Annotated in this window: 16 protein-coding genes and 2 pseudogenes; 10 read left to right on the top strand and 8 right to left on the bottom strand. The window is 57.0% G+C overall.

The features are described from left to right. Positions 1-624, top strand: coding sequence for a QsdR family transcriptional regulator (locus tag BVH74_RS11440; RefSeq protein ID WP_155121713.1), 624 nt, complete (start codon positions 1-3; stop codon positions 622-624). A gap of 10 nt (positions 625-634) precedes the next feature. On the opposite strand, the gene BVH74_RS11435 is transcribed toward BVH74_RS11440, so the two are convergent. Both BVH74_RS11435 and BVH74_RS11430 read right to left on the bottom strand, forming a co-directional pair. Beyond that, on the bottom strand, positions 635-2,233 hold the full coding sequence (locus BVH74_RS11435) for an ATP-binding protein (protein ID WP_080050194.1): 1,599 nt from the start codon (positions 2,231-2,233) through the stop codon (positions 635-637). Beyond that, positions 2,230-2,964 carry a response regulator gene (locus BVH74_RS11430; protein WP_373279447.1) on the bottom strand — a complete coding sequence of 245 codons (735 nt, stop codon included), beginning with the start codon at positions 2,962-2,964 and terminating at the stop codon, positions 2,230-2,232. The genes BVH74_RS11435 and BVH74_RS11430 overlap by 4 nt, the downstream gene beginning before the upstream one ends. A gap of 421 nt (positions 2,965-3,385) precedes the next feature. Between BVH74_RS11430 and BVH74_RS11425 the strand changes: the two genes are divergently transcribed. Both BVH74_RS11425 and BVH74_RS11420 read left to right on the top strand, forming a co-directional pair. After that, positions 3,386-6,268: a ribonucleoside-diphosphate reductase subunit alpha gene (locus tag BVH74_RS11425; RefSeq protein WP_080050193.1), complete on the top strand. Its 2,883-nt coding sequence runs from the start codon at positions 3,386-3,388 to the stop codon at positions 6,266-6,268. A 158-nt stretch (positions 6,269-6,426) separates the two neighbouring features. Further along, entirely contained in the window at positions 6,427-7,674 is a 1,248-nt protein-coding gene (locus BVH74_RS11420; RefSeq protein ID WP_080050192.1) for a ribonucleotide-diphosphate reductase subunit beta, read from the top strand. Between the two features lie 77 nt (positions 7,675-7,751). Here BVH74_RS11420 and BVH74_RS11415 read toward each other — a convergent pair whose 3' ends face one another. After that, positions 7,752-8,762, bottom strand: coding sequence for a GlxA family transcriptional regulator (locus BVH74_RS11415; RefSeq protein ID WP_080050191.1), 1,011 nt, complete (start codon positions 8,760-8,762; stop codon positions 7,752-7,754). Here BVH74_RS11415 and BVH74_RS11410 point away from each other — a divergent pair. Beyond that, positions 8,733-9,743, top strand: coding sequence for an alpha/beta hydrolase family protein (locus BVH74_RS11410; protein WP_231705506.1), 1,011 nt, complete (start codon positions 8,733-8,735; stop codon positions 9,741-9,743). The two genes, BVH74_RS11415 and BVH74_RS11410, sit on opposite strands and share 30 nt — an antisense overlap. Before the next feature lie 42 nt (positions 9,744-9,785). Next, on the top strand, positions 9,786-10,580 hold the full coding sequence (locus BVH74_RS11405; RefSeq protein ID WP_080050189.1) for an acyl-CoA thioesterase: 795 nt from the start codon (positions 9,786-9,788) through the stop codon (positions 10,578-10,580). Positions 10,581-10,596: 16 nt separating this feature from the next. Here BVH74_RS11405 and BVH74_RS11400 read toward each other — a convergent pair. Then, positions 10,597-10,920 (bottom strand): annotated as a pseudogene (locus BVH74_RS11400) (SAM-dependent methyltransferase); the annotation flags it as partial. Positions 10,921-11,315: 395 nt separating this feature from the next. Between BVH74_RS11400 and BVH74_RS11395 the strand changes: the two are divergent. From BVH74_RS11395 to BVH74_RS19105, 5 genes and pseudogenes are all read left to right on the top strand, one after another. Further along, positions 11,316-12,515: a TAXI family TRAP transporter solute-binding subunit gene (locus BVH74_RS11395; protein ID WP_080050188.1), complete on the top strand. Its 1,200-nt coding sequence runs from the start codon at positions 11,316-11,318 to the stop codon at positions 12,513-12,515. Positions 12,516-12,587: 72 nt separating this feature from the next. After that, entirely contained in the window at positions 12,588-14,513 is a 1,926-nt protein-coding gene (locus BVH74_RS11390; RefSeq protein WP_080050187.1) for a TRAP transporter permease, read from the top strand. A 27-nt stretch (positions 14,514-14,540) separates the two neighbouring features. Continuing rightward, complete coding sequence (locus BVH74_RS11385; protein WP_080050186.1) at positions 14,541-15,023, top strand: MaoC/PaaZ C-terminal domain-containing protein; 483 nt, start codon at positions 14,541-14,543, stop codon at positions 15,021-15,023. Positions 15,024-15,189: 166 nt separating this feature from the next. Next, positions 15,190-15,939: a tRNA (adenine(22)-N(1))-methyltransferase gene (locus BVH74_RS11380; protein ID WP_080050185.1), complete on the top strand. Its 750-nt coding sequence runs from the start codon at positions 15,190-15,192 to the stop codon at positions 15,937-15,939. A gap of 38 nt (positions 15,940-15,977) precedes the next feature. Continuing rightward, positions 15,978-16,091 (top strand): annotated as a pseudogene (locus tag BVH74_RS19105) (IS5/IS1182 family transposase); the annotation flags it as partial. A gap of 37 nt (positions 16,092-16,128) precedes the next feature. On the opposite strand, the gene BVH74_RS11375 reads toward BVH74_RS19105, so the two are convergent. The 4 genes from BVH74_RS11375 to BVH74_RS11360 form a co-directional block, all read right to left on the bottom strand. Further along, a complete protein-coding gene (locus BVH74_RS11375) occupies positions 16,129-16,878 on the bottom strand; it encodes a hypothetical protein (protein WP_155121712.1) in 750 nt (249 codons plus the stop codon). 152 nt (positions 16,879-17,030) lie between these two features. Beyond that, positions 17,031-17,891 carry a restriction endonuclease gene (locus BVH74_RS11370; protein WP_080050183.1) on the bottom strand — a complete coding sequence of 287 codons (861 nt, stop codon included), beginning with the start codon at positions 17,889-17,891 and terminating at the stop codon, positions 17,031-17,033. Positions 17,892-17,993: 102 nt separating this feature from the next. Next, a complete protein-coding gene (locus tag BVH74_RS11365) occupies positions 17,994-19,355 on the bottom strand; it encodes a hypothetical protein (RefSeq protein ID WP_080050182.1) in 1,362 nt (453 codons plus the stop codon). Between the two features lie 51 nt (positions 19,356-19,406). Next, positions 19,407-20,168 carry a potassium channel family protein gene (locus BVH74_RS11360; protein WP_218189131.1) on the bottom strand — a complete coding sequence of 254 codons (762 nt, stop codon included), beginning with the start codon at positions 20,166-20,168 and terminating at the stop codon, positions 19,407-19,409. Positions 20,169-20,694: the final 526 nt, after the last annotated feature.

The following is a 20,694-nucleotide window of genomic DNA, read 5'->3' as shown; positions in this document are numbered from 1 at the left end:
ATGAGCACCTCCCCCACCCCGCTAGCCCTTGCTCTGTCCCAGCGAAAGTCGGATGAACGGGCAACGCCCATTACCGCCTTCCGCATGGCCCGGCGCTGGTGGCTGGAGGGGCGGCGGCTGAACCTGTCGCTGCTGGCGGAAGAACTGGGCATCGGACGTGCCACCTTGATGCGCTGGGTCGGCAACAAGGATCTGTTGATGGGTGAAATCCTCTGGTCTCTGTATAAGGGTATCTACGATCAGGCCATTGAGCGTGCCGAAGCCACACCCGAGCTCAAGGGCATCGATTTTCTGACCCAGATCTATACTGACATCAATGTCGCCCTGATCGACGCCAAGCCGCTGCACGACTTCCTGCATAACGAACCGCAATGGGCGCTGCAACTGCTCACCTCGCACATTTCCGGACTGCAGCAACGGTTGATCGATACCTGGACTGAGCTGTTCGAACAGCAGATCGCCGCAGGCCTGATCAAACCGGAAATGGATGCCGAAAGCCTGGCGTTCTACATCATCAAAATTGGTGAAGGGGCGATCTACTGTGACCTGGTTTGTGGTCGCGAACCCAACCCAGGGCCAGCCAGTACGGCCTTTCGTCTGCTGGTAAACGGCCACAGCAACTAAAGCCAGAACCTTACACGGGCCTGGTCGCCGGCCAGTCCAGCACGAAACAGGCCCCCCCAAGATCAGCCGAGCTTTCCACATGGGCTCGGCCCTGATGCCAGTAGATGACCCGCCGCACAATCGACAACCCCAACCCATAGCCACCGGATGAGCGTGTACGGCTGTCATCCAGACGCAGGAACGGGGTAAAAATACGCTCGCGGTAAGCTTCGGGAATCCCGGGGCCATCATCCTCGACCATCACCCGGCAGCGTCCCGACTGCACCAGCGTGGTCACTCGAACCCGGGTACTCGCATGCCTGAGAGCATTGCTGGCCAGGTTGATCACCGCCCGCTGCAGGTAGCGTCGCTCGGCATCAACTGCATATCCGGCCCCATGAGTCAGATCCCGATGCTCAAGTCGAATGTCAGGCTTGAGTGGCGCTAACTCTGCTATCACCCGGTCAACCAGGGCAGGCAGATCTGTCGCCTCGAGCACCAGCGCAGGAGCCCCCTGCTCCAGCCGGGCGTAGGTCAGAATCTCGTCCACCAGCTTGTCCAGTTCAGTCAGATCAGCATCCATACCCTCAAGATAACGCTGCAAATCCGCTTCACTACCCGCGGTTTCAACCATTTCCAGACCAAAGCGCAAACGCGCCACCGGGGTCCGCAACTCATGCGATACGGCACCGATCATTTCCCGCTGAATGCGCATCAGACGCTGTAGATGGTTGGCCATATCATTAAAGGTTTTACCCAGTTGTCCCACTGCATCGTTGCCGCGCGGCTCCACCCGCGCCTCAAGCTTGCCTCGAGCCAGATCGGTAGCCGCCGCCTCCAGGCTCATCAGCCGCTGCTCAAGTTGGCGCACCAGCAGATAGATCAGCAGACCGCTCAGGGTTAGAACCAGAACCCCGGTGATCAGCAGCATCTCTGGCGGGTAGTCACGCATCTGGTACAGCGGTCCCAGACTAAGCACCCACTGGGTATCAGGAATTTTCAGATACAGCAGCACCGAGTCCCCTTCCGGCCCCAGGGCCATGACGGTATCACTCTCATCGAGCCGGCGAATCTGATCCAGATCCAGATCCGCCTCGTGCATCCGGGTAAGCTGTAGCGGGTAACCAAACCCTTTCTCGCGGCGCAGCCGCTGCAGCCGCGCAGGCATATCGGCTTCCGGATGCCTGACCAGTTCATCGGCGATCAAAAATAACGTAGCCCGGCCCAACTGTTCGGAAATGCGTTGAATATCGGTGGTCAACACCACCTCTTCTGACAAATCAACCAGACTATAGACTCGCACCTGTTGGGGACCGGTTGGCCTTACCAGCACCTGCCCCCGGATCAACCGGGCCCAGGCACTCGACTCCAACCCCAGATCGGACAACGGCTTCAGTTCAAGCGGTACCCCGATCAACCGGGTCCAGACCGCCAGGGCCTTGAGCCGCTCGGCGGTATCCATGGGCTCCAGGTTGTCCGCCATCAGCCGAAAGGTACCGCTGGCGATCCGTTCACGGTAATCCTCAACCCGCACATCATTGATCATGCGAATACTGAGCAAAGCCAGCAGCGAAACGGCGACCAGTACCAGCAGCATGCCGCCATAAATCCGCAGAAAGATCGAGTTCACGCGGGACCGGACTCGGGCACGACGAACAGGTACCCCTTGCTGCGCACAGTCTTGATCATCCGCGGCATATCCGGGTCATCACCGATTTTTGGCCGGATGCGGGAAATGCGCACATCGATGGAACGGTCCTGACCGTCATACTCAATGCCACGCAGGGCGATGAAGGTTTCTTCGCGGCTGAGGATGCGACCAGCGTTGCTGGCCAGCAACCAGAGCAGATCGAACTCGGCACCAGTCAGGTCGATCAGTTCACCAGCCAGCCAGGCCTCACGGCGCACATGATCGATCACCAACTTGCCAAACTCCAGGCGACTCGGTGCCCCTGCAGGTTCGGCGTCCTGACGGCGGCGCAGCAGTGCCCGAATCCGAGCCAGCAACACCTGCGGGCGGACGGGCTTGTTGACGTAATCATCCGCCCCCAACTCCAGCCCCTTGATGTGGTCCTCATCCTCACTGCGCGCAGTCAGCATCAGAATCGCACCAGCATAGCCGCCTTCACGAACCTGCCGACATACCTCCAGGCCATCCATGCCTGGCAGCATGATATCCAGTACGACCAGCGCCGGAGGGCTGGTTTGAATACGCCCCACAGCCTGCCGCCCATCCGCCTCAATGGCCACCTGCAAACCATTGGTCTGCAGAAACTCGGCGATCAGCGCAGCCAGCTTGTGGTCATCTTCGACAATCAGAATGTGTTCGCTATCAGTCGCCATACCCATATCCAACGCCATCGTCATCGCCACAAGAGCGGCGATTGTAGCAACGCCGTAGCCAAATACCCACAACCCGACCAGGCAGAAAGCGGTACGTTCATTGCCAAAACCGGAACACTACATGTAGTGAACAGCCGGCCAGGGCTACAACCCGCGTACTTACTGCCGCCACGCCACCAAACCTGCCACAGCCCCCGGGACATGCCATAAATCCGACGCAAATCCCAGACTTGCGCAGAGTAAAAATACACACTATCTTGTGTCGAAACGCGCAACCAGCCCCATATATTGACCAAAAACCTAAAAAACCAGGTCTTGTCAATAGCCTGGAGCAACATCTCTTCAATACGTTCAGCGCGCCCGTTTCAAGCCCGCCGGCTAAAACCGTAGGGCTACTCCAAACCAGATATAGTGTTACAGGCCAAGCCAAGGAGACGCCATGCACACCTCGACCTCGACCACCAGCCAGACACCCGGTCAGCCAGGCCTCGAACAGCAGAGCGGCGAAGACGTTCTTCTGACGGCTCCCGGCCAACTACGTGTAATCAAGCGCAACGGCACCCTGGTGGCCTATACCGACGACAAGATCAAGATCGCCATGACCAAGGCGTTTCTCGCCGTTGAGGGCGGCCAGGCCGCCGCTTCATCGCGCATCCGCGCTACCGTCGATGAACTCTCCGAAGCTATCAGTGCCACTTTCCGTCGCCGCATGCCTTCCGGCGGCACCCTGCACATCGAAGAAATTCAGGATCAGGTTGAATTGGCGCTGATGCGCTCTGGCGAGCAAAAGGTTGCTCGCGCCTACGTTCTGTACCGTGAAGAGCACGCCCGCCAGCGTCAGGCCCGTCAACACGAGCAGCCGGTCGAGGCACACCCGAGCATCCGCGTAACCCTGGATGACGGTAGCCAGGCACCACTGGACATGGGCCGCCTGCGCACCCTGATCAGCGAAGCTTGCGAAGGTCTGGCCGAAGTCGATGCCGCCCTGATCGAACGCGACACCCTGAAAAACCTGTACGACGGCGTCACCCTCAAGGACGTCAACACCGCACTGGTGATGACCGCCCGCACACTGGTCGAACGCGAGCCGAACTACAGCCAGGTCACCGCCCGCCTGCTACTCGATACCCTGCGTGCCGAAGCTCTGGGCTTCCTCGGCGTAGCCGAACGCGCCACCCACCATGAAATGGCCGAACTCTACGCCCCGGCACTCAAAGCTTACGTTGCCAAAGGCGTCGAGTTCGAACTGCTCGATCCGCAACTGGCCGAGTTCGATCTTGAGCAACTGGGCGCCGCCATCGACCACGAGCGCGACCAGCAGTTCGCCTACCTGGGCCTGCAGACCCTGTACGACCGCTACTTCATTCACAAGGACGGCACCCGCTTCGAACTGCCGCAGATTTTCTTCATGCGCGTGGCCATGGGCCTGGCCATCGAAGAGCCGCAGAAGAACGAGCGCGCCATCGAGTTCTACCGACTGCTGTCGAGCTTCGACTACATGGCCTCGACCCCGACCCTGTTCAACGCCGGCACCCTGCGTTCACAGCTGTCGTCCTGCTACCTGACCACCGTTCCCGACGACCTGGGCGGCATCTACGACGCCCTGCGCGACAACGCCCTGCTGTCCAAATTCGCTGGCGGCCTGGGTAACGACTGGACCCCGGTGCGCGCGCTGGGCTCCTACATCAAGGGCACCAACGGCAAATCCCAGGGCGTTGTTCCCTTCCTGAAAGTGGTCAACGACACCGCCGTAGCCGTCAACCAGGGCGGCAAGCGCAAGGGCGCCGTGTGTGCCTACCTGGAAACCTGGCACCTGGACATCGAGGAATTCCTCGAACTGCGCAAGAACACCGGTGACGACCGCCGCCGTACCCACGACATGAACACCGCCAACTGGATTCCCGACCTGTTCATGAAGCGAGTGTTCGATGACGGCCAGTGGACCCTGTTCTCGCCCTCGGACGTGCCTGACCTGCATGACCTGACCGGCAAGGCCTTCGAAGAGCGTTACGAGTATTACGAAGCCCTGATCGAGTACGGCAAGATCAAGCTGTACAAAACCATCCAGGCCCGCGACCTGTGGCGCAAGATGCTCAGCATGCTGTTCGAAACCGGTCATCCCTGGCTGACCTTCAAGGACGCCTGCAACCTGCGCAGCCCGCAGCAGCACGCCGGTGTAGTCCACAGTTCCAACCTGTGCACCGAGATCACCCTGAACACCTCGGCCGACGAAATCGCCGTGTGTAACCTGGGCTCAATCAACCTGCCGCAGCACATCGTCGATGGCAAGCTGGACACTGCCAAGCTTGAGCGCACCGTCAAGACCGCTGTACGCATGCTCGATAACGTCATCGACATCAACTATTACAGCGTGCCGCAGGCGAAGAACTCCAACCTCAAACACCGCCCGGTCGGCCTCGGCCTGATGGGCTTCCAGGACGCTCTGTACCTGCAACACATCGCCTATGGCTCGGACGCTGCCGTAGCCTTTGCTGACCAGTCGATGGAAGCGATCAGCTACTTCGCCATCCAGGCCTCGTGCGATCTGGCCGATGAGCGCGGCGCCTACTCCAGCTTTGATGGTTCGTTGTGGAGCCAGGGCGTCCTGCCGCTCGACTCGCTGGACATCCTCACCGAGCAGCGCGGCCAGCAGTACATCGACGTCGACCGCAGCCAGACTCTGGACTGGGCACCGGTACGCGAACGGGTCAAGAAAGGCATCCGCAACTCCAACATCATGGCCATCGCCCCGACCGCGACCATCGCCAACATTACCGGCGTATCGCAGTCGATCGAGCCGACCTACCAGAACCTGTACGTCAAATCGAACCTGTCCGGTGAGTTCACCGTGATCAACCCCTACCTGGTACGCGACCTCAAGGCCCGCAACCTGTGGGATCCGGTCATGGTCAACGACCTCAAGTTCTACGACGGCTCGGTACAGCAGATCGACCGCATCCCCGATGACCTCAAGGCCCTGTACGCGACAGCCTTCGAAGTCGACACCAAGTGGATCGTCGAAGCCGCCAGCCGCCGCCAGAAGTGGATCGACCAGGCCCAGTCACTGAACCTGTACATCTCCGGTGCCAGCGGCAAGAAGCTGGATGTGACCTACCGCATGGCCTGGTTCCGTGGTCTGAAAACCACCTACTACCTGCGCGCCCTGGCCGCCACCAGCACCGAGAAGTCCACAGTCAACACGGGCAAGCTCAACGCCGTATCCAGCGGCAGTGCGCCAGCGGCAAACGCTGCACCAGCCGGCCCGGCACCGGTGCCGCAGGCGTGTTCGATTGATGACCCCGATTGCGAGGCTTGTCAGTAAACGCACGTATCTGAGCGGCGCCCGCGTTGTTGCCGCGCCAGCCGAACCCGGTCACGTACTCCAGTACGCTCCCGGGTCCGGCAGCCACGGCGCCTAGCGCTCACTCGCTCAGCGACAACCAGGCAGACACCGAACCAATTCAAAAAGGGAGCCCCACCATGCTCAGCTGGGACGAATTCGACAAAGAAGACCAACCCGCCACTCCGGCAGCGGCCGCCCAGAGCGCCCAACCGGCCCAGGCCAACAACGCCCTCAACGACCAGGCCAGCAGCGCCGTTGAAGATGCCCGCCAGGTCAATGCCGACGACTCCGACGCGGTAGCGCGCGCCAAAGCCGCGCTTGACCAGCTCGACATCCAGGAAGGCCTCGACGATCTTGAAGGTGCTGCCGCACGGGTACAGGTTGGCGACAAGCAAATGATCAACGCCCGCGCCGACCTCAACCAGCTCGTACCCTTCAAATACGACTGGGCCTGGCAGAAATACCTCGACGGCTGCGCCAACCACTGGATGCCGCAAGAGGTCAACATGACCGCCGACATCGCCCTGTGGAAAAGCGCCGACGGCCTCACCGAAGACGAGCGCCGCATCGTCAAGCGCAACCTCGGCTTTTTCTCCACCGCCGACTCACTGGTCGCCAACAACCTGGTACTGGCCGTCTACCGCCTGATCACCAACCCCGAATGCCGCCAGTACATCCTGCGCCAGGCCTTCGAAGAAGCGATCCACACCCACGCCTACCAGTACTGCATCGAGTCACTGGGCATGGATGAAGGCGAAATCTTCAACATGTACCACGAGATCCCCAGCGTCGCGAAAAAGGCCGCCTGGGGCCTCAAGTACACCCGCGCCATCTCCGACCCGACCTTCAACACCGGTACCGTGGAAACCGACAAGGAACTGCTGCGCAACCTGATCGCCTACTACTGCGTACTCGAAGGCGTGTTCTTCTACTGCGGCTTTACCCAGATCCTGTCCATGGGCCGGCGCAACAAGATGACCGGCGTCGCCGAGCAGTTCCAGTACATCCTGCGCGACGAGTCCATGCACCTGAACTTCGGCATCGACGTGATCAACCAGATCAAGATCGAAAACCCGCACCTGTGGGACGCCCAGATGAAGGACGAGGCAACCCAGATGATCCTGCAGGGTACCCAACTGGAAATCGAATACGCCCGCGACACCATGCCACGCGGAGTACTGGGCATGAACGCAGCGATGATGGAGGACTACCTCAAGTTCATCGCCAACCGCCGCCTGACCCAGATCGGCCTGAAAGAAGAATACCCAGGCACCAGCAACCCGTTCCCGTGGATGAGCGAGATCATGGACCTGAAGAAAGAGAAGAACTTCTTCGAAACCCGCGTGATCGAGTATCAGACTGGCGGGGCGTTGAGCTGGGATTGATGGCCGACACTGAATGATTGAGACCGCGCCACCCGAAAGGGAGATTCGGGTGGCGGCAACACGTGTAGATTCCCCCCCTAGCCGGAATGGACGCTACGTCTGTTTTCAAATCGCTTCCGGTAAGCACTGGGCGTCAGCCCCACTCTCTGCTTGAACAAGCGTCGGAATGAGTTGCCGTCTTCATAACCCACTTGCAGAGTGATCTGCTCGAAAGCTTGCTGGCTACTTTCTAACAGGAACTTGGCTTTTTCCAGGCGCAGGTTCTGCAGGTACTCGAGGGGATTCTGGTCAGTAGCTTCCTTGAAGCGACGAATGAAATTGCGCATGCTCAGGCCAAACTCCTCGGCCAACTGCTCCATCACAATGGTTCTGCCAATCCGATTCTCCAACCAGATCTGGATTTTCAGGATCTCGGCGTCAGTGTGATTCTTCTTGAAGGTAGTACTCGAATAAGGCGTTTGGCTGCGCTCAGAGAAGTCGACCAGTAATTTTTTCGCGCACTCGGCGGCCAATTGCGGCGACGAGAATTTACGCACCAGATGCAGCAGCAGATCGCTGCCACTGGTGGAACCACCCGAGCATAGGAGCTGGCCATCATCCGTGACTGTGCGCTCTATCTGCAATATCACTTTGGGAAAACTGCGCGCGAACTGTTCGCCGAACACCCAGTGGGTGGTAGCACAGCGACCGTCCAGCAACCCGGCCTGCGCAGTGACAAAAGCGCCGGTACACATGCTGGCAATGTAGCAGCCTTGCTGGTGTTGCTCTTGCAGCCATTCAACCATTTTACCAAGGCTGGGTAATACCCCAAGGATATTGAACATAAAGCCCGGCACCACAATCAGTTTCGGGCTGTTTACGTCTGCCAGTTTCTTGTCCGGGGTCAGGCGCAACCCGCCCGAGCAGGTTATCGGCTGCCCATCAATCGACGCGGTTTCAAGATCAAACAGCGCCGAGTTGCTGCGCTCTTCACGTGCGTTCTGTTTGACCGCGTAGTGGTGCAGCACATTGGCGGTCTGAAAGAAATCCAGGGTCGCAGCAACGCTGGTGGCTGAGCATTGGTCTGCCATCAACAGGGTGATTTTCATCTGTTGCCCTCCTTCCCCACACCAGCAATACACCCTGTAAAACATCGCATGTTATTTGTCATTTTTGCCCATGGTTGCAGCCTGGGTCAATCGCCAATACTTGTGCTCAACGCTTTACCACGTAAAAAAGGGCCTGCCGGAATGAAGAACAGCGCATACAGACTTTTCAAGAAGCCCTTTTTTGGGCGCTTTGTCAGGCCTTGGCATTGGCCAGAAGGAGTCGATCAGCAGCAGTGGCAACGCCTGACGATTGCCAGCCAGTCCGGGGCGAAACTCTCTGGGCTTTTAGCACCAGCCCACTGCGCGGTAGCCAAGGGTGCGGTGTTGATGGTGCATCCAATGGGCGCCATCGCCAAAGGCTTCTGGATGAAATACGGCCATGCCGACATGCTACGTGAGGCCGGTTACCACGTTCTGCTTGTCGACCTGAATGGTTTCGGCGAAAGCACCTCGACCACTATGGACTTCCCACTGGACGTATTGGCCGCTGGCCAAGCCCTGCAAGCGCAGTATCCGCAGCTACCGGTGGCGGTAATGGGCGCGTCGATGGGCGCAGCCATGAGTGTGTGCGCCATGGCGCAGCCTGAGCATCCATTCAAGGCGGCGGTGCTGGAGTCAGCATTCCCTACGCTGTTGCACTTCTGGTCGCGCTATCCGATTCCCAGGCTGGGCATTCAGCTTTCCAGGCTTGTATACCCTGCCGGCGAGCGCAGTTTGCGGCCCCTGGATGCCGCGCAACGCCTGGTCGGCCGCCCCAGTATGTTGATGATCTATGGCGATGCCGATGAGTTCACGCCAGTCGCGGATGGCCAGTTGTTATGGCGCGTCCTGAACAGCCATACCCAGGCAGAATTCTGGCAAGTGCCAGGGGCACAGCATACCCATGCCTATGCTGCACAGCCGCGGGACTATGCGCAAAAAGTGGTGGCCTTTCTAGATACACAGTTGCTGCACAGCGAGCAAGCTGCCAGGCAAAAGTAGCGTTCTAGCCTGAAGCTAACCAACCAGAATCTAGGAGCAATTATGAACTTCAATGATGCCATGCTGGCGATAAGTGAAAACACCTTGGAGCCAGTGACAATCCCAGAAAAATGGGGCCAGGGTAGAGCCACCTTTGGTGGCATGGTGGCTGCGATCATGTATCAGCGCGTTGCCCTGCACATGGCTGCAGACAGGCCCGTGCGCTCCATCATGGTGTCGTTCGTGGCGCCGGTCGCACCCGGCGCTATGGATATTCGGGTGCAGCTATTGCGCGAAGGCAAAGCCGCCAGCCAAATCCAGGCCACGGCATATCAGGGCGATCAGGTCTGCGCTGTGATGCTGGCCAGTTTTGGCGGAGAAAGGGAATCGATGGTGCATGTTGAACCGGACAAAGCCCCCGCCTTTAGCGCACCGGACGAGGGGCATACCTTCCCTTTTCTGCCCGGCCTGACGCCCGACTTCACCCAGTACTTCGATTACCGCTATACAGTGGGCAAGATGCCGTTTATGGGGTCGACGCAGAAGGTGATGGGTGGCTGGATCAAATTGCGCGAGGAATCAACGCAAGCCGTTTCAGTCGCACAGACACTTGCCCTGCTCGACGCCTGGCCACCGGCGGTATTCAGCATGTTGAAAAAGCCCACTTCCGGTAGCTCTCTCACCTGGACTATCAGTTTTGTGAACCTGCCGGACAACTGCAGTGCCAATGACTGGTGGCAATACCTGGCGGACATTCATAGCTCGGCAAACGGCTATGGCCATATCGACGCCACCCTGTGGGACAAGCACGGCGAGGTAACGGTAATCAGTCGGCAAACCGTCAGCGTCTTCGGGTAGAAGTACTCTTGGGCCCTCAGATCTTTACACAGGCAAAAAGGGCATTCCCTGAGACATCATCCCAGGGAATGATGCACTGGTAATCATGCTCCAGTACGTGCACCTCAAAATAGGGCTCCAGCAGCGTAGCCAGTTCGTTGAAACTCACCGCCACCATAGCGTGCTGGTCCTGCCACACCTGTTGCTCGCCCTCACCCGCATAGTACCAACCGGAGCTGAAATTGAATTCCGTACCCACGTGCCGAACGCTGTGCGAGACAAAGGACTGGTTATCGATCCTGCGGTTGTCGACCGCGTTAAAGCAAAACAGCACACCGCTTGCCAAGCCTGCATGCACATTGGTTTTGCGCCCTGTAGTCGATATCCGCACACATCACATCGTAATACGCCGACAGGTCGGTATAGATAGCGTTGCTGGACATGGCGACCTGTTCAAGCCGTTGCACGGTGGGAAGCACATCATAGCGGGTTAGATCAAAGCACCCAGATCTGCGTGTATCTGTAGGAGCGACAGCCCCATAGCGAATGACAGCGCCCGGATCGATAGTCACTACCACAATACAAACCTGTCAGCTTGTCTGTCATTCACCACATGAATCAGGTGTTTTCTCCAGCCGGCATGGTAGACCCGCTTTATTGACACTGGCAGAGCATCAACCGTAGTTTGGATTGACCAGTTGTGAGTGAAGAGCAGGGACGAGCAATCACGATAAAAATAAAAGATCGGAGAAGCTCATGAGAATCACATCGCCCAAGAGCAGGTTGAGTGCAAGCTTGTCGCTTGCAGGCCTGCTTGCGTTTGGCAGCACCAGTCTGGCCAATGCGGACACCTACGATATGCCGCACCTGCTGGTGATAGGCACCCCCGGCACCTCCAGCGGCAGCTTTGCTTCGACCAATGGCTGGGGGCCAATGCTGCAGCAAGAGCTGGGCTCCAACGTCCGCGTCGTGCCGGAAGACAGCGAAATCCAGCGGCATCGGCGCCTTACCGAGCGGCGCGATCTGCTGCTGAGCTCGGTCTCTGCCGCTGAACTGCGCTTTCAAATCCAGGGCATCGGTCACTACGCCACCATGATGCCGGTCCCACAACGCGTCATCTGGCATCACAACGATACCCCCTGGACCTTCGTCGTCGCAGGCGATTCCGATCTGCACAGCATGGACGATCTCAAACGCAGCGGTCTGCGGGTTGCCCAGGGGCAATTCTCGATCCCTATGATGACCACCGTCAGGGACGGGCTCCCGGCTTTCCTGGGTATGACCCCAGAGGAAAGCGCCACACACTTCAACTTTATCGCCGCCAGCAGCTATGTCGAAAACTGCCGATCGGTTATTGAAGGCCGGGCTGATGTTGCCTATTGCGCATCCGTCAGTTCGGTAATGGCCGAGTTGGAAGGTGCGCCCGGTGGCATTCGCTGGCTCGCCATGGATCTGGATGACGAAGCGGGATGGCAACGCTTCCTCGAGCACAGTCCCATGGCCGTACCCGGCCCCATCACCATGGGCGTTGCCAGCGCCAGAGGCGTGGATGGCCTCGCCTCGAACTTCCTCTATGCCGCACCAGCGGATCTCGACGAAGCCCTCGCCTACACCCTGGCCAGGTGGTTTCACCAGGCCTTTGATCGCTACAAGGGCTCCCACCCGCTGTCCACACGGATGAGCCTGGAGGTGTTCCGGGACTACCTGGACCGCTCCCCTCTCCCCATTCACGAGGGCACTGTCCGCTACCTGAAGGAGATCGGTGCCTGGACCGAGGAGGACGACCGCTGGAATCAGGAGGCTATCGAGAAGATGGACAGCTGGATCTCCGCCAGGCAGGCGGCCCTGGATGAGGCCAAAGAAAAGGGAATCCAACCGGGCAGAAACAACCAAGCCTTTATGGCCATTGTGGAAAAGCATACGCACGGGCTGGAAGGCTTCCGTACCCGTCTTTGATCAAAAAAGCACGCCATACCCAGGGTTGTCATGACCAGCGTCGTCATAAACCGGGCCTGAAAAAGGATCACCATGAACACCGACACCATCACTGCTGAAGAAGCTGCACAGGGTAACGAGGTCACTCGGCTGGGTGAGGCGTATTCGTGGCAGAGCATTGCCTTTGTGCTGCTCAGCGTCTGCGGGCTGGTCACCGGGATAGCCTATATCTTCGGTTTGACCTGGGACGGCCGACGCATGCTAGAAGGTGAGTACTACTGGATCTTCATTGGCTTCTTCGCCGCAGCCGCCTTTCTGGCCCTGCCTGCCAAGTCCGGTCAGTCGAAGATACCGGTTTATGACATCCTCGCGGCTATCGCCATCTTGGCCGTGAGCTTTTACTTTGCCACCAACGCCTGGGAAATGGTCCAGGCTGGCTGGAGCAGCCTGTATCTGGGCATTGTTGTCTGGTTGTTGATGATGGAGCTGGCCCGGCGCAGTGGCGGCCTGCCGTTTCTGCTGGTGGTGCTGGTGATCGGACTCTACCCGCTGGTCGCCAACCATTTCCCTGGGCTGATCATGGGCGTGCCCTATCAGTTCGACCACATGCTGGAGTCTTACATCTTCCGCGCCGAAGGCATGATGGGCATCACCACCAAGATCGTTGCCGAGATCATCCTCGGCTTTCTGGTGTTTGCCGGGATTCTGCTGGCGACCGGAGCGGGAACCTTCTTCATCGATCTGGCTAACGCCAGTTTCGGCCGCTATCGCGGCGGTCCGGCCAAGGTGGCTGTGGTGGCCAGCGCCTTTATGGGCAGCCTGTCCGGCTCGATCTTTTCCAATATCGCCGGCACCGGCTCCATCACCATCCCGACCATGAAAAAAGCCGGCTATCCGCCCCACTACGCCGGCGCCATCGAGGCCTGCGCCTCCACCGGTGGTGTGGTCATGCCGCCGGTAATGGGCGCCATCGCTTTTGTTATGGCCATCACCATCGGCGTGGATTATGCGGTGATCATGATCGCTGCGATCCTGCCATCATTACTGTTCTACTTCGGCCTGATCCTGCAGGTCGATGCCTACGCCGCCCGTACCGGCATCAAGGGCATGCCGAAGGACGAACTGCCCTCCACCCGCAAGGTGCTGCTGAGCGGCTGGCCCTTCCTGTTCGTGATGTTGTTTCTCATGTGGGGGCTGCTGTATATGCGCTGGGAGTACTACACGCCCTGGTATGCCTGCATCCTGATGATCGGCCTGTCGTTCCTACGCAAGGAGACCCGCCTCACGCCCGCCCGCCTGTTCAGCGCCATTCGGCAAATCGGCGTACTGGTCACCCAGACCGCCGCCATCATCCTGCCAATCGCCTTTGTGGTCAGCGCCTTGACCATTACCGGCGTCACCGGCTCAGTGACCTCCGGCCTGGTGGGTCTGGGTGGTGACAACGTGTTTCTGGTGATCCTGTTCGGCATCATCGCCTGCTTCATCATGGGCATGGCCGGTCTGGCCATCGTCGCCTATATCTTTCTGGCCGTCACCCTGGCCCCAGCCATTATTGAAGTTGGCGGGCTGAACACCATTGCTGTGCACTTTTTTATTGTCTACTACGCCATGCTCTCGGCCATCACCCCACCGGTCGGCGCCGCGGCTTTTCTGGCTGGCACCATAGCCGGAGCCAGGCCGATGAGAACCTCCTTCACCGCCATGCGCCTGGGCATTGTCATCTACTTTGTGCCGCTGTTTTTCCTGTTCCAGCCCGCGCTGGTTCTGCAGGGCGATCTGACACCACTGGTTTACGTATTACCCTCGATCATCATCGGCATCATGTTGATTTCCGGCGGTCTGGAGGGCTACCTGCTCGGAGCTGGCTTGCTGAAACCCTGGCAGCGGTTACCCATGATTGCCGCAGGCTTCGCCTTCAGCTTCCCAGGCCTGATCACAACCCTGATCGGCGGCGTGTTTTCAGCGCTGCTGGTCGCCATGGTCTGGCAGCAGAACCGAAGCAAGCCAGGGCTGGCCTGACAACCCCGATAATGGAACGAGGTAAACATGAACACGCTACGCAGCGATTTTGAAACGGCCGTACTGAATGGCCAGGACCACCTGTCCGACTGGCACGTGATCACCCAGCAGATGGTAGACGAGTACGCCGCACTGACCGGCGACGGTGAAGGTGAATGGGTCCACCTCGACCCTCAACGCGCCTCCCAGGAGCCCGACTATGGCGGCACCATCGTGCAGGGATTCTTGCAGGTGTCGCACCTGATCAAGTTGCACGCCGAAGCCATGAAAGCCCGGCCCGCCATCGACAAGAACTTTGCGCTTAACTACGGCTTTGATCGGCTGCGCTTTGTCGGCCAGATGCCGGTGGGGGTGAAGTTTAGGGCGCGTGTGGGTGCCCGTGAGCTGGCACACAAGCCCAATGGGGGCTGTTTGCTTAAGCAGCACGTGCAGCTTGAACTGGAGGATGGACGGCCTACGCTGGTGGCGGAGTGGTTGTTTTATCTGGATGGGCGGGCGTTTGGGGAGTGATATCAATGACCCGAACGCCTTGACTGTCTGACCCTGATTTCTCTCCAGACGCCAACGGCAGCCTATGTTTGCACTTGAGCAATCGCCTTCGCCAATTCATCTCGGACCATTACACTAGCACCCAATCACCCCACGCCCTTTCCGGGCATGCACCCCAGGCCAGATTGTGAAACTTAGCAAACGCCTCAATCAAATCAGATCCATGGTCCCGCCCGGTTATACCCACATCTGGGACTGCTGTTGTGATCACGGCCTGCTCGGCGCAGCGCTGCTCTCCGATCAGGCGGCACCGCACATCCACTTTGTTGACGTGCTGCCCAGGCTGATCAATCAGTTGAACGAAAAACTCCAGCGCTTTTATCCAGTGACATCCAACAACTGGTATACCCACTGCCTGGATACTGCCGCACTGCCACTGGAGCACTATCCCGGCAAGCATCTGATCATCATTGCCGGTGTGGGTGGAGACCTGACTACGCGGTTTATCCAGGCGATTCATCACCAGCATCCCCGCGCCCAGCTCGATTTTCTGCTCTGCCCAATTCATCAGGAATACCCTCTGCGCCAGCAATTGATTGCTCTGGATTTCAGACTCAAAGAGGAGGTGCTGGTGAGCGAAAACCAACGTTTTTATGAGGTGTTGCTCGTCTCGGCGGAGCAAAAGGAAATGGCCGAGTGGCAAAAGATCAGCCCCGTAGGCGATAAAATCTGGCAGGCAGACACCCTCAAACAGGAGAGCATTGCAAGGCGTTACCTGCACAAGACGTTAAAGCACTACCAAAACAGCCAAAAGGGGAATGCAGACAATGTGCGAAAGGCTATAGATGCCTATCGTGCGGTCACGATCAGCAAACTGGAGGAAATCGGGGTCACAGAAATCGGGTCAGATGAAAATATCCCTGCTTCTCTGAACTGATCCTGAATGAATCTTCATCTGACCCCGACTATTTCCATGTGTGCGGTAAAGCTGGCTATACCGGCGTTCAAAAACGGGATAAGCACAAGGGGCGCAAGCAGGTTATCTGGTCAATCGCCATGCGGCCAGGCAAGTTCAAATCGTTGAGCAAAACCAAGTGATGGTAACCCCCCCATTTACTCGATGCTTTTAACGCGAATGAAAACTGGCGTTTTTAGCGACCATATCTATTGACCGTAACGCAGATGCAGTCACAAGCTCTTTCGCCCTGTCTAATTCCTGTGCGGAAAGATTGTTTATATCCTCTGGCCAGTTGATTTCCACACGACTATCCTCAACTGCTGTCGTGCCTTGTTGTATATCAACCATCGCGGCAAGCCTGAGGGGGTTTAGCGCATAAGCTCTGACAGTAAAATGTCGAAGCGCCCTTGCATTGCATCCCTGTATAAAGTGGCAACGAGTATATAGCCCGTAATTGCTGGCTGTTACTGATACGCCGTATTCAATATCACCTTCCATCGGCTCTACAGTGAGAAGAAAGTCGAGATCATGACCGGCTAGGGATGCGAGTACATGATCCTCAATTGCATCATTGAACAAAAGACTGTCCCAGCCTGGCTTGATCATCTTTGTTGCCCGAGACTGAAGCCCAGGTGTTGGCTCAACCAGAACAACCTGCTGACCATTCACACCATCAAGTTTCTCCACAACATAAGCATTAAGCTCCTCCTTGATACCCCAATCTGAAACGTCGGAACGAATGAAATTCTGATACCTCAAGGTTCCAACATGAAAATGCTGGGGTTGCTCATCTATCAGCACCATAAAGCCTATCCTGGCGTTATCAGGCGGTGTAACAGCGGGTGGAGGTTTCAATGCGCACCCAGAAATAAAAAGACTCACAAGTAAAAGCGGCATAACCATTATCAATTTTTTCATAGCATTCCCCTGTATATTGGGCGTTGTACTGAAGTTGATTTTCAAACTGCGGTTAGGGATCATTGAAAGTGTCAGGGGGGGGCAGGCCTCACCTCTTGTTGGCTTCAAGCCCCCTGAATATTGTTTCCTCACGACAGCGCTTTCCGCTGACTCTATACATTCACCACCCCTTTACACTTCGGATAAGCGCTACACCCCCAAAAATCATTGCCCGCATTTCTACCCTGCCTAGCGGTGCGCTTGACCATTGCACTCCTGCAAAGCGGGCACAAAGGCTCTGAAGCCAATGGCTGTTGGAAAGGTCTGGTAGCAATGGCTGGCTCGACAACAGCAGATGTAGGGCTTGGATTTCCCAGCAACGGCTTGAGCTCGTTGCCATCAATCAATTGAATATTCCGCCCTTCCGCAAAGGCCTTAGCTTCCGCAGTAAACTGCCCCGAAGTGACCACGTATCCACCCGCAGCACCCTCCACTGCCATAGCCCCAAAGAACTCGCGCATCACCGGCAAGCCCACTTTTAACGAGCGCCAGTGCTTGCACTGCACCAGATACTTTTCGCCTTCTTTGCGCAGGATAAGGTCTATGCCGCCGTCAGCCCCTTTGCCACCGGTTTCGGTAATGCTGTAACCCTTTTTGCGAAAGGCTTCACCAATCAACAACTCGAACGCCTGCCAGCTCAAGCCATCTATGGCTCTGCCAGGCTGGGTCGCAGCATTGACGTTTTGGAGGAGTTTTTTGCGTTTACGGCGGGCAGCAATGGAGCCGAGTGCACCGAGCGCACAGGCAACGGGGATCAGGTATTGACCAAACTGCGCGAAAGCGTGCCATATCTGGCTCAGGAAGAGACCAGAAATATCTTCTAGCTTGCCTGTGGTGGACGTAACCGCCGGGCTGGAAGCAACCTGATGGAGTATCAACCAGGCAATAAAGCCGATCAACAAACTGACCCACCAGGGCAGCTTGGCAAGTACGTCTATCAGCTTTTCAAAATCCGAGGTACGTCTACGTGCCATCCTTGGGCTCCTGCCAGTGGCTTAATGCCATGCAGTCAAGTTAACCGCTTCCGGCGATAAAGACCACTACTGCATTGTATAAAATCCGGTCTTCGGAAAGACTTACTCAGCAGAATCACTGACTGCCTGCTCTGCCTCCTCACTATCTTCGATCGCCAAAATTTCGACCGGATCGCGCTTCTGCAACTTGGGAGGCGGGGCCACCCAGGCTCTGAGTTTTTGCCCGACCTCCTGGTAAAAGTGCGGTACGGCCTTTTCAAGTTCTTCGATAAAGACTTTGGGGCCTGAGAAGCGAGCACCCAGATCGGCCATGTAAAAGACCTCGAATGCACTGGGCGCTACGTTGGTTGACAAGGTCTCCAATGCATTGCCGTCTACCAGGAGTTTGGCCAATGGGGTTTGTGTTTCTTCTGCTCGACCGGGGCGGATGGCCTTGACGTAAATACCGTCTGTTTTTGCCTTGCTCACCTGCTTGATAAGCCAGTTTACACGGGCTGAGCTCCGAAGCTTGTCTTGCGGAGCAGCAAGGCGCATTGAGCAGATTATGGTGCGTTTGGTCAGATCCGCGACGATTTCCAGGTCGGCTGCAGCATCTGGAATATCCAGGCAGCAAACCAGTTTTTGCTCCTTGGCTAACTGCTCACACTCCTCTTTCAACCTCAGCACCGGGTCTCCTCGATGCGCCTTGCTGATCTTCTGTTTGACCTGCCTGCGCAGCTTGCGGCTCATTACCAGGCACAGGTCGCGCTGCTCCTGATGCCAGCTGGAAACCGTGTTTTCAACCTCTTCACTGGTCTTGCTGAGTACCGCGCCACTTTTCACTTTGGCAACAACGTCTTTCCATTCCCGGTTCATGCTCTCGAAGCGCGTAATGCCGCTGGAATCATGACTAAAAAAGCGAAGCACTTCTTCAAGAATGAAGCGCTGATCCGGGGAGGTAATTTCTCCTGAATCGAGCAATAGCGTGGCCTGGGTAACCACATACATCCATGACCAGTGATACAGCTCAAGTCCCTTCAGCAATGACTTGGGAAGTTTGACCGGGTGGTGGGTTGGCAGTGCAACAAACTGGTTCGTGATGGTAATGACCGCGTCGATCTTGTTCTTTTTGGCCTGTAGCAGATAGCGCTTGAGCTGTTCGGCATCGACCTCGGCATTGCCGATCTTGGCTTCGATCAAGGTTGACCATTGCTTACTGCCGGTAACCATTTGCACCAGACCATCAGGACGGTCTTTTTTCGGCACGTCCAAATCACACTCCAATGCGACCTCAGTCCAGGCACCTATGCGTGCCCTACCGCTGACACGATGCCCAAGAGATGCAAACATCATCTGTCGAAATTCATACACGCCACGCAATGCGGCAAGTAGAACTGATGCTGCGCGCTGTTCGCGGCTTGTGTCAGCCACAACAGGGATCAATCGAGCGACTTCGCCTTGAACTGCAAAATCTGGGCGTTCCATGTGCGGTCATCCTTTTTATTGTGTTTATAACAATGCAGCTACATAACCAGCTTACCCACCTTGCTTTTCTCCCCGCTGCTTCTGAAACGCATCACTGAACGCCGCCGCCAGGATGCCAGTGGGCATGGCCACCAAACCGATACCGGCTACGGCTGTAATACCCGCAAAAAACTTACCGGCTGCCGTCAGAGGTGTTACATCACCATAGCCCACCGTCGTGAGTGTCGCCACACTCCACCACAGGGCACGGGGTACGCTTCCAAAGGCGTCCGGCTGGCCTTCGGCCTCAAGCAGATAGAGAAAGGTGCTGGATACCAGTAGCAGTAATAAAGCAATCAGTGCGCTGATCAAAAGTTCATAGCGGCGAGCATGAAAGGCACCACCGAGCATGGCCCAGGCGTGGGTAAAACGGCCGAGCCGGGCGATCCGTAATACACGCAATAGACGCGCAAGGCGCAGGTAGTAGGCGGTGACATCGGTACCTGTGAGCAAAAACGGCAACAGCGCCAGCAGGTCTATCAGGGCCCACAGACTGAACAGATAGCGAATACGGCCAAAACGGCCAGTGAACAGTGGGTTAAGCGGAGCGACATAAACCCTGAGGCAAAACTCGGCAGCAAAAACGATAAAGAACAGCCATTCGGCCAAGTAGAAAAAGACCGGGAACTGATCAACCAATGTTTGCTCGGTTTCGAGAACAGCAATCAGAACCGCTATCAGGATCAGCCCACAAATCACCAGATTGAATAGCGAAACGCCCTGTGCTCGGGCGGATGGATCAACTGCCTGATGGAGCCAAGCTCTGATATGCAATTGATGTCCTTTTTCGATTTGGCACGTAAAACAACAAGCTGAACCTGAATAATTTATAGCATGTAGTTAAGTGGTCGGTTAAATCAGACCCAGCACTTGCTGCGAAGCATTAAAAAGGCACCTATGTATTTTCCTCAACATCTCAAGCGTTAATGGCAAGCCCACTGCGAAAGTATTTGTTCTTCAGGAAGACTCCCCGCGTGCAAACTCATTCTCTGCCAACGAGATCATTGCGAAATACACCGACGGCGTAAAAGGGTCCAGAAAATGAGACACCTCATCTGCATTATTCTGGCCGTGGGACTTGTCGGCTGCCAAACCTATCAAAACTACGACATTCAACCTCAGGGCGCCACAGCCCAGATTGACCTCTCATCACTGCCTGATCCGTGGATATGTATCCATAGCAGTCGCCTTAGCGTGAAATCACCCAAAAATGGGCCGGTGACCATACCAGCCGGCTCTCGTATCAGTGTGGAAAGTATGTTTACCTGGCATGGCCATAACGTCACCTATCCTTGTGACC

It is taken from the genome of Halopseudomonas phragmitis (assembly GCF_002056295.1).
In the GTDB taxonomy this organism is placed as follows: domain Bacteria; phylum Pseudomonadota; class Gammaproteobacteria; order Pseudomonadales; family Pseudomonadaceae; genus Halopseudomonas; species Halopseudomonas phragmitis.
The sequence above is the reverse complement of the archived record's forward strand: the minus strand, read 5'-3'. Positions and strand labels throughout refer to the sequence as shown.

Bases quoted from the DNA above. Each gene is read 5' to 3' on its own strand.
- BVH74_RS11440 (WP_155121713.1), top strand. From the start codon at position 1: ATGAGCACCTCCCCCACCCCGCTAGCCCTTGCTCTGTCCCAGCGAAAG.
- BVH74_RS11430 (WP_373279447.1), bottom strand. From the start codon at position 2,964: ATGGCGTTGGATATGGGTATGGCGACTGATAGCGAACACATTCTGATT.
- BVH74_RS11425 (WP_080050193.1), top strand. From the start codon at position 3,386: ATGCACACCTCGACCTCGACCACCAGCCAGACACCCGGTCAGCCAGGC.
- BVH74_RS11420 (WP_080050192.1), top strand. From the start codon at position 6,427: ATGCTCAGCTGGGACGAATTCGACAAAGAAGACCAACCCGCCACTCCG.
- BVH74_RS11415 (WP_080050191.1), bottom strand. From the start codon at position 8,762: ATGAAAATCACCCTGTTGATGGCAGACCAATGCTCAGCCACCAGCGTT.
- BVH74_RS11405 (WP_080050189.1), top strand. From the start codon at position 9,786: ATGAACTTCAATGATGCCATGCTGGCGATAAGTGAAAACACCTTGGAG.
- BVH74_RS11395 (WP_080050188.1), top strand. From the start codon at position 11,316: ATGAGAATCACATCGCCCAAGAGCAGGTTGAGTGCAAGCTTGTCGCTT.
- BVH74_RS11390 (WP_080050187.1), top strand. From the start codon at position 12,588: ATGAACACCGACACCATCACTGCTGAAGAAGCTGCACAGGGTAACGAG.
- BVH74_RS11385 (WP_080050186.1), top strand. From the start codon at position 14,541: ATGAACACGCTACGCAGCGATTTTGAAACGGCCGTACTGAATGGCCAG.
- BVH74_RS11375 (WP_155121712.1), bottom strand. From the start codon at position 16,878: ATGAAAAAATTGATAATGGTTATGCCGCTTTTACTTGTGAGTCTTTTT.
- BVH74_RS11370 (WP_080050183.1), bottom strand. From the start codon at position 17,891: ATGGCACGTAGACGTACCTCGGATTTTGAAAAGCTGATAGACGTACTT.
- BVH74_RS11365 (WP_080050182.1), bottom strand. From the start codon at position 19,355: ATGGAACGCCCAGATTTTGCAGTTCAAGGCGAAGTCGCTCGATTGATC.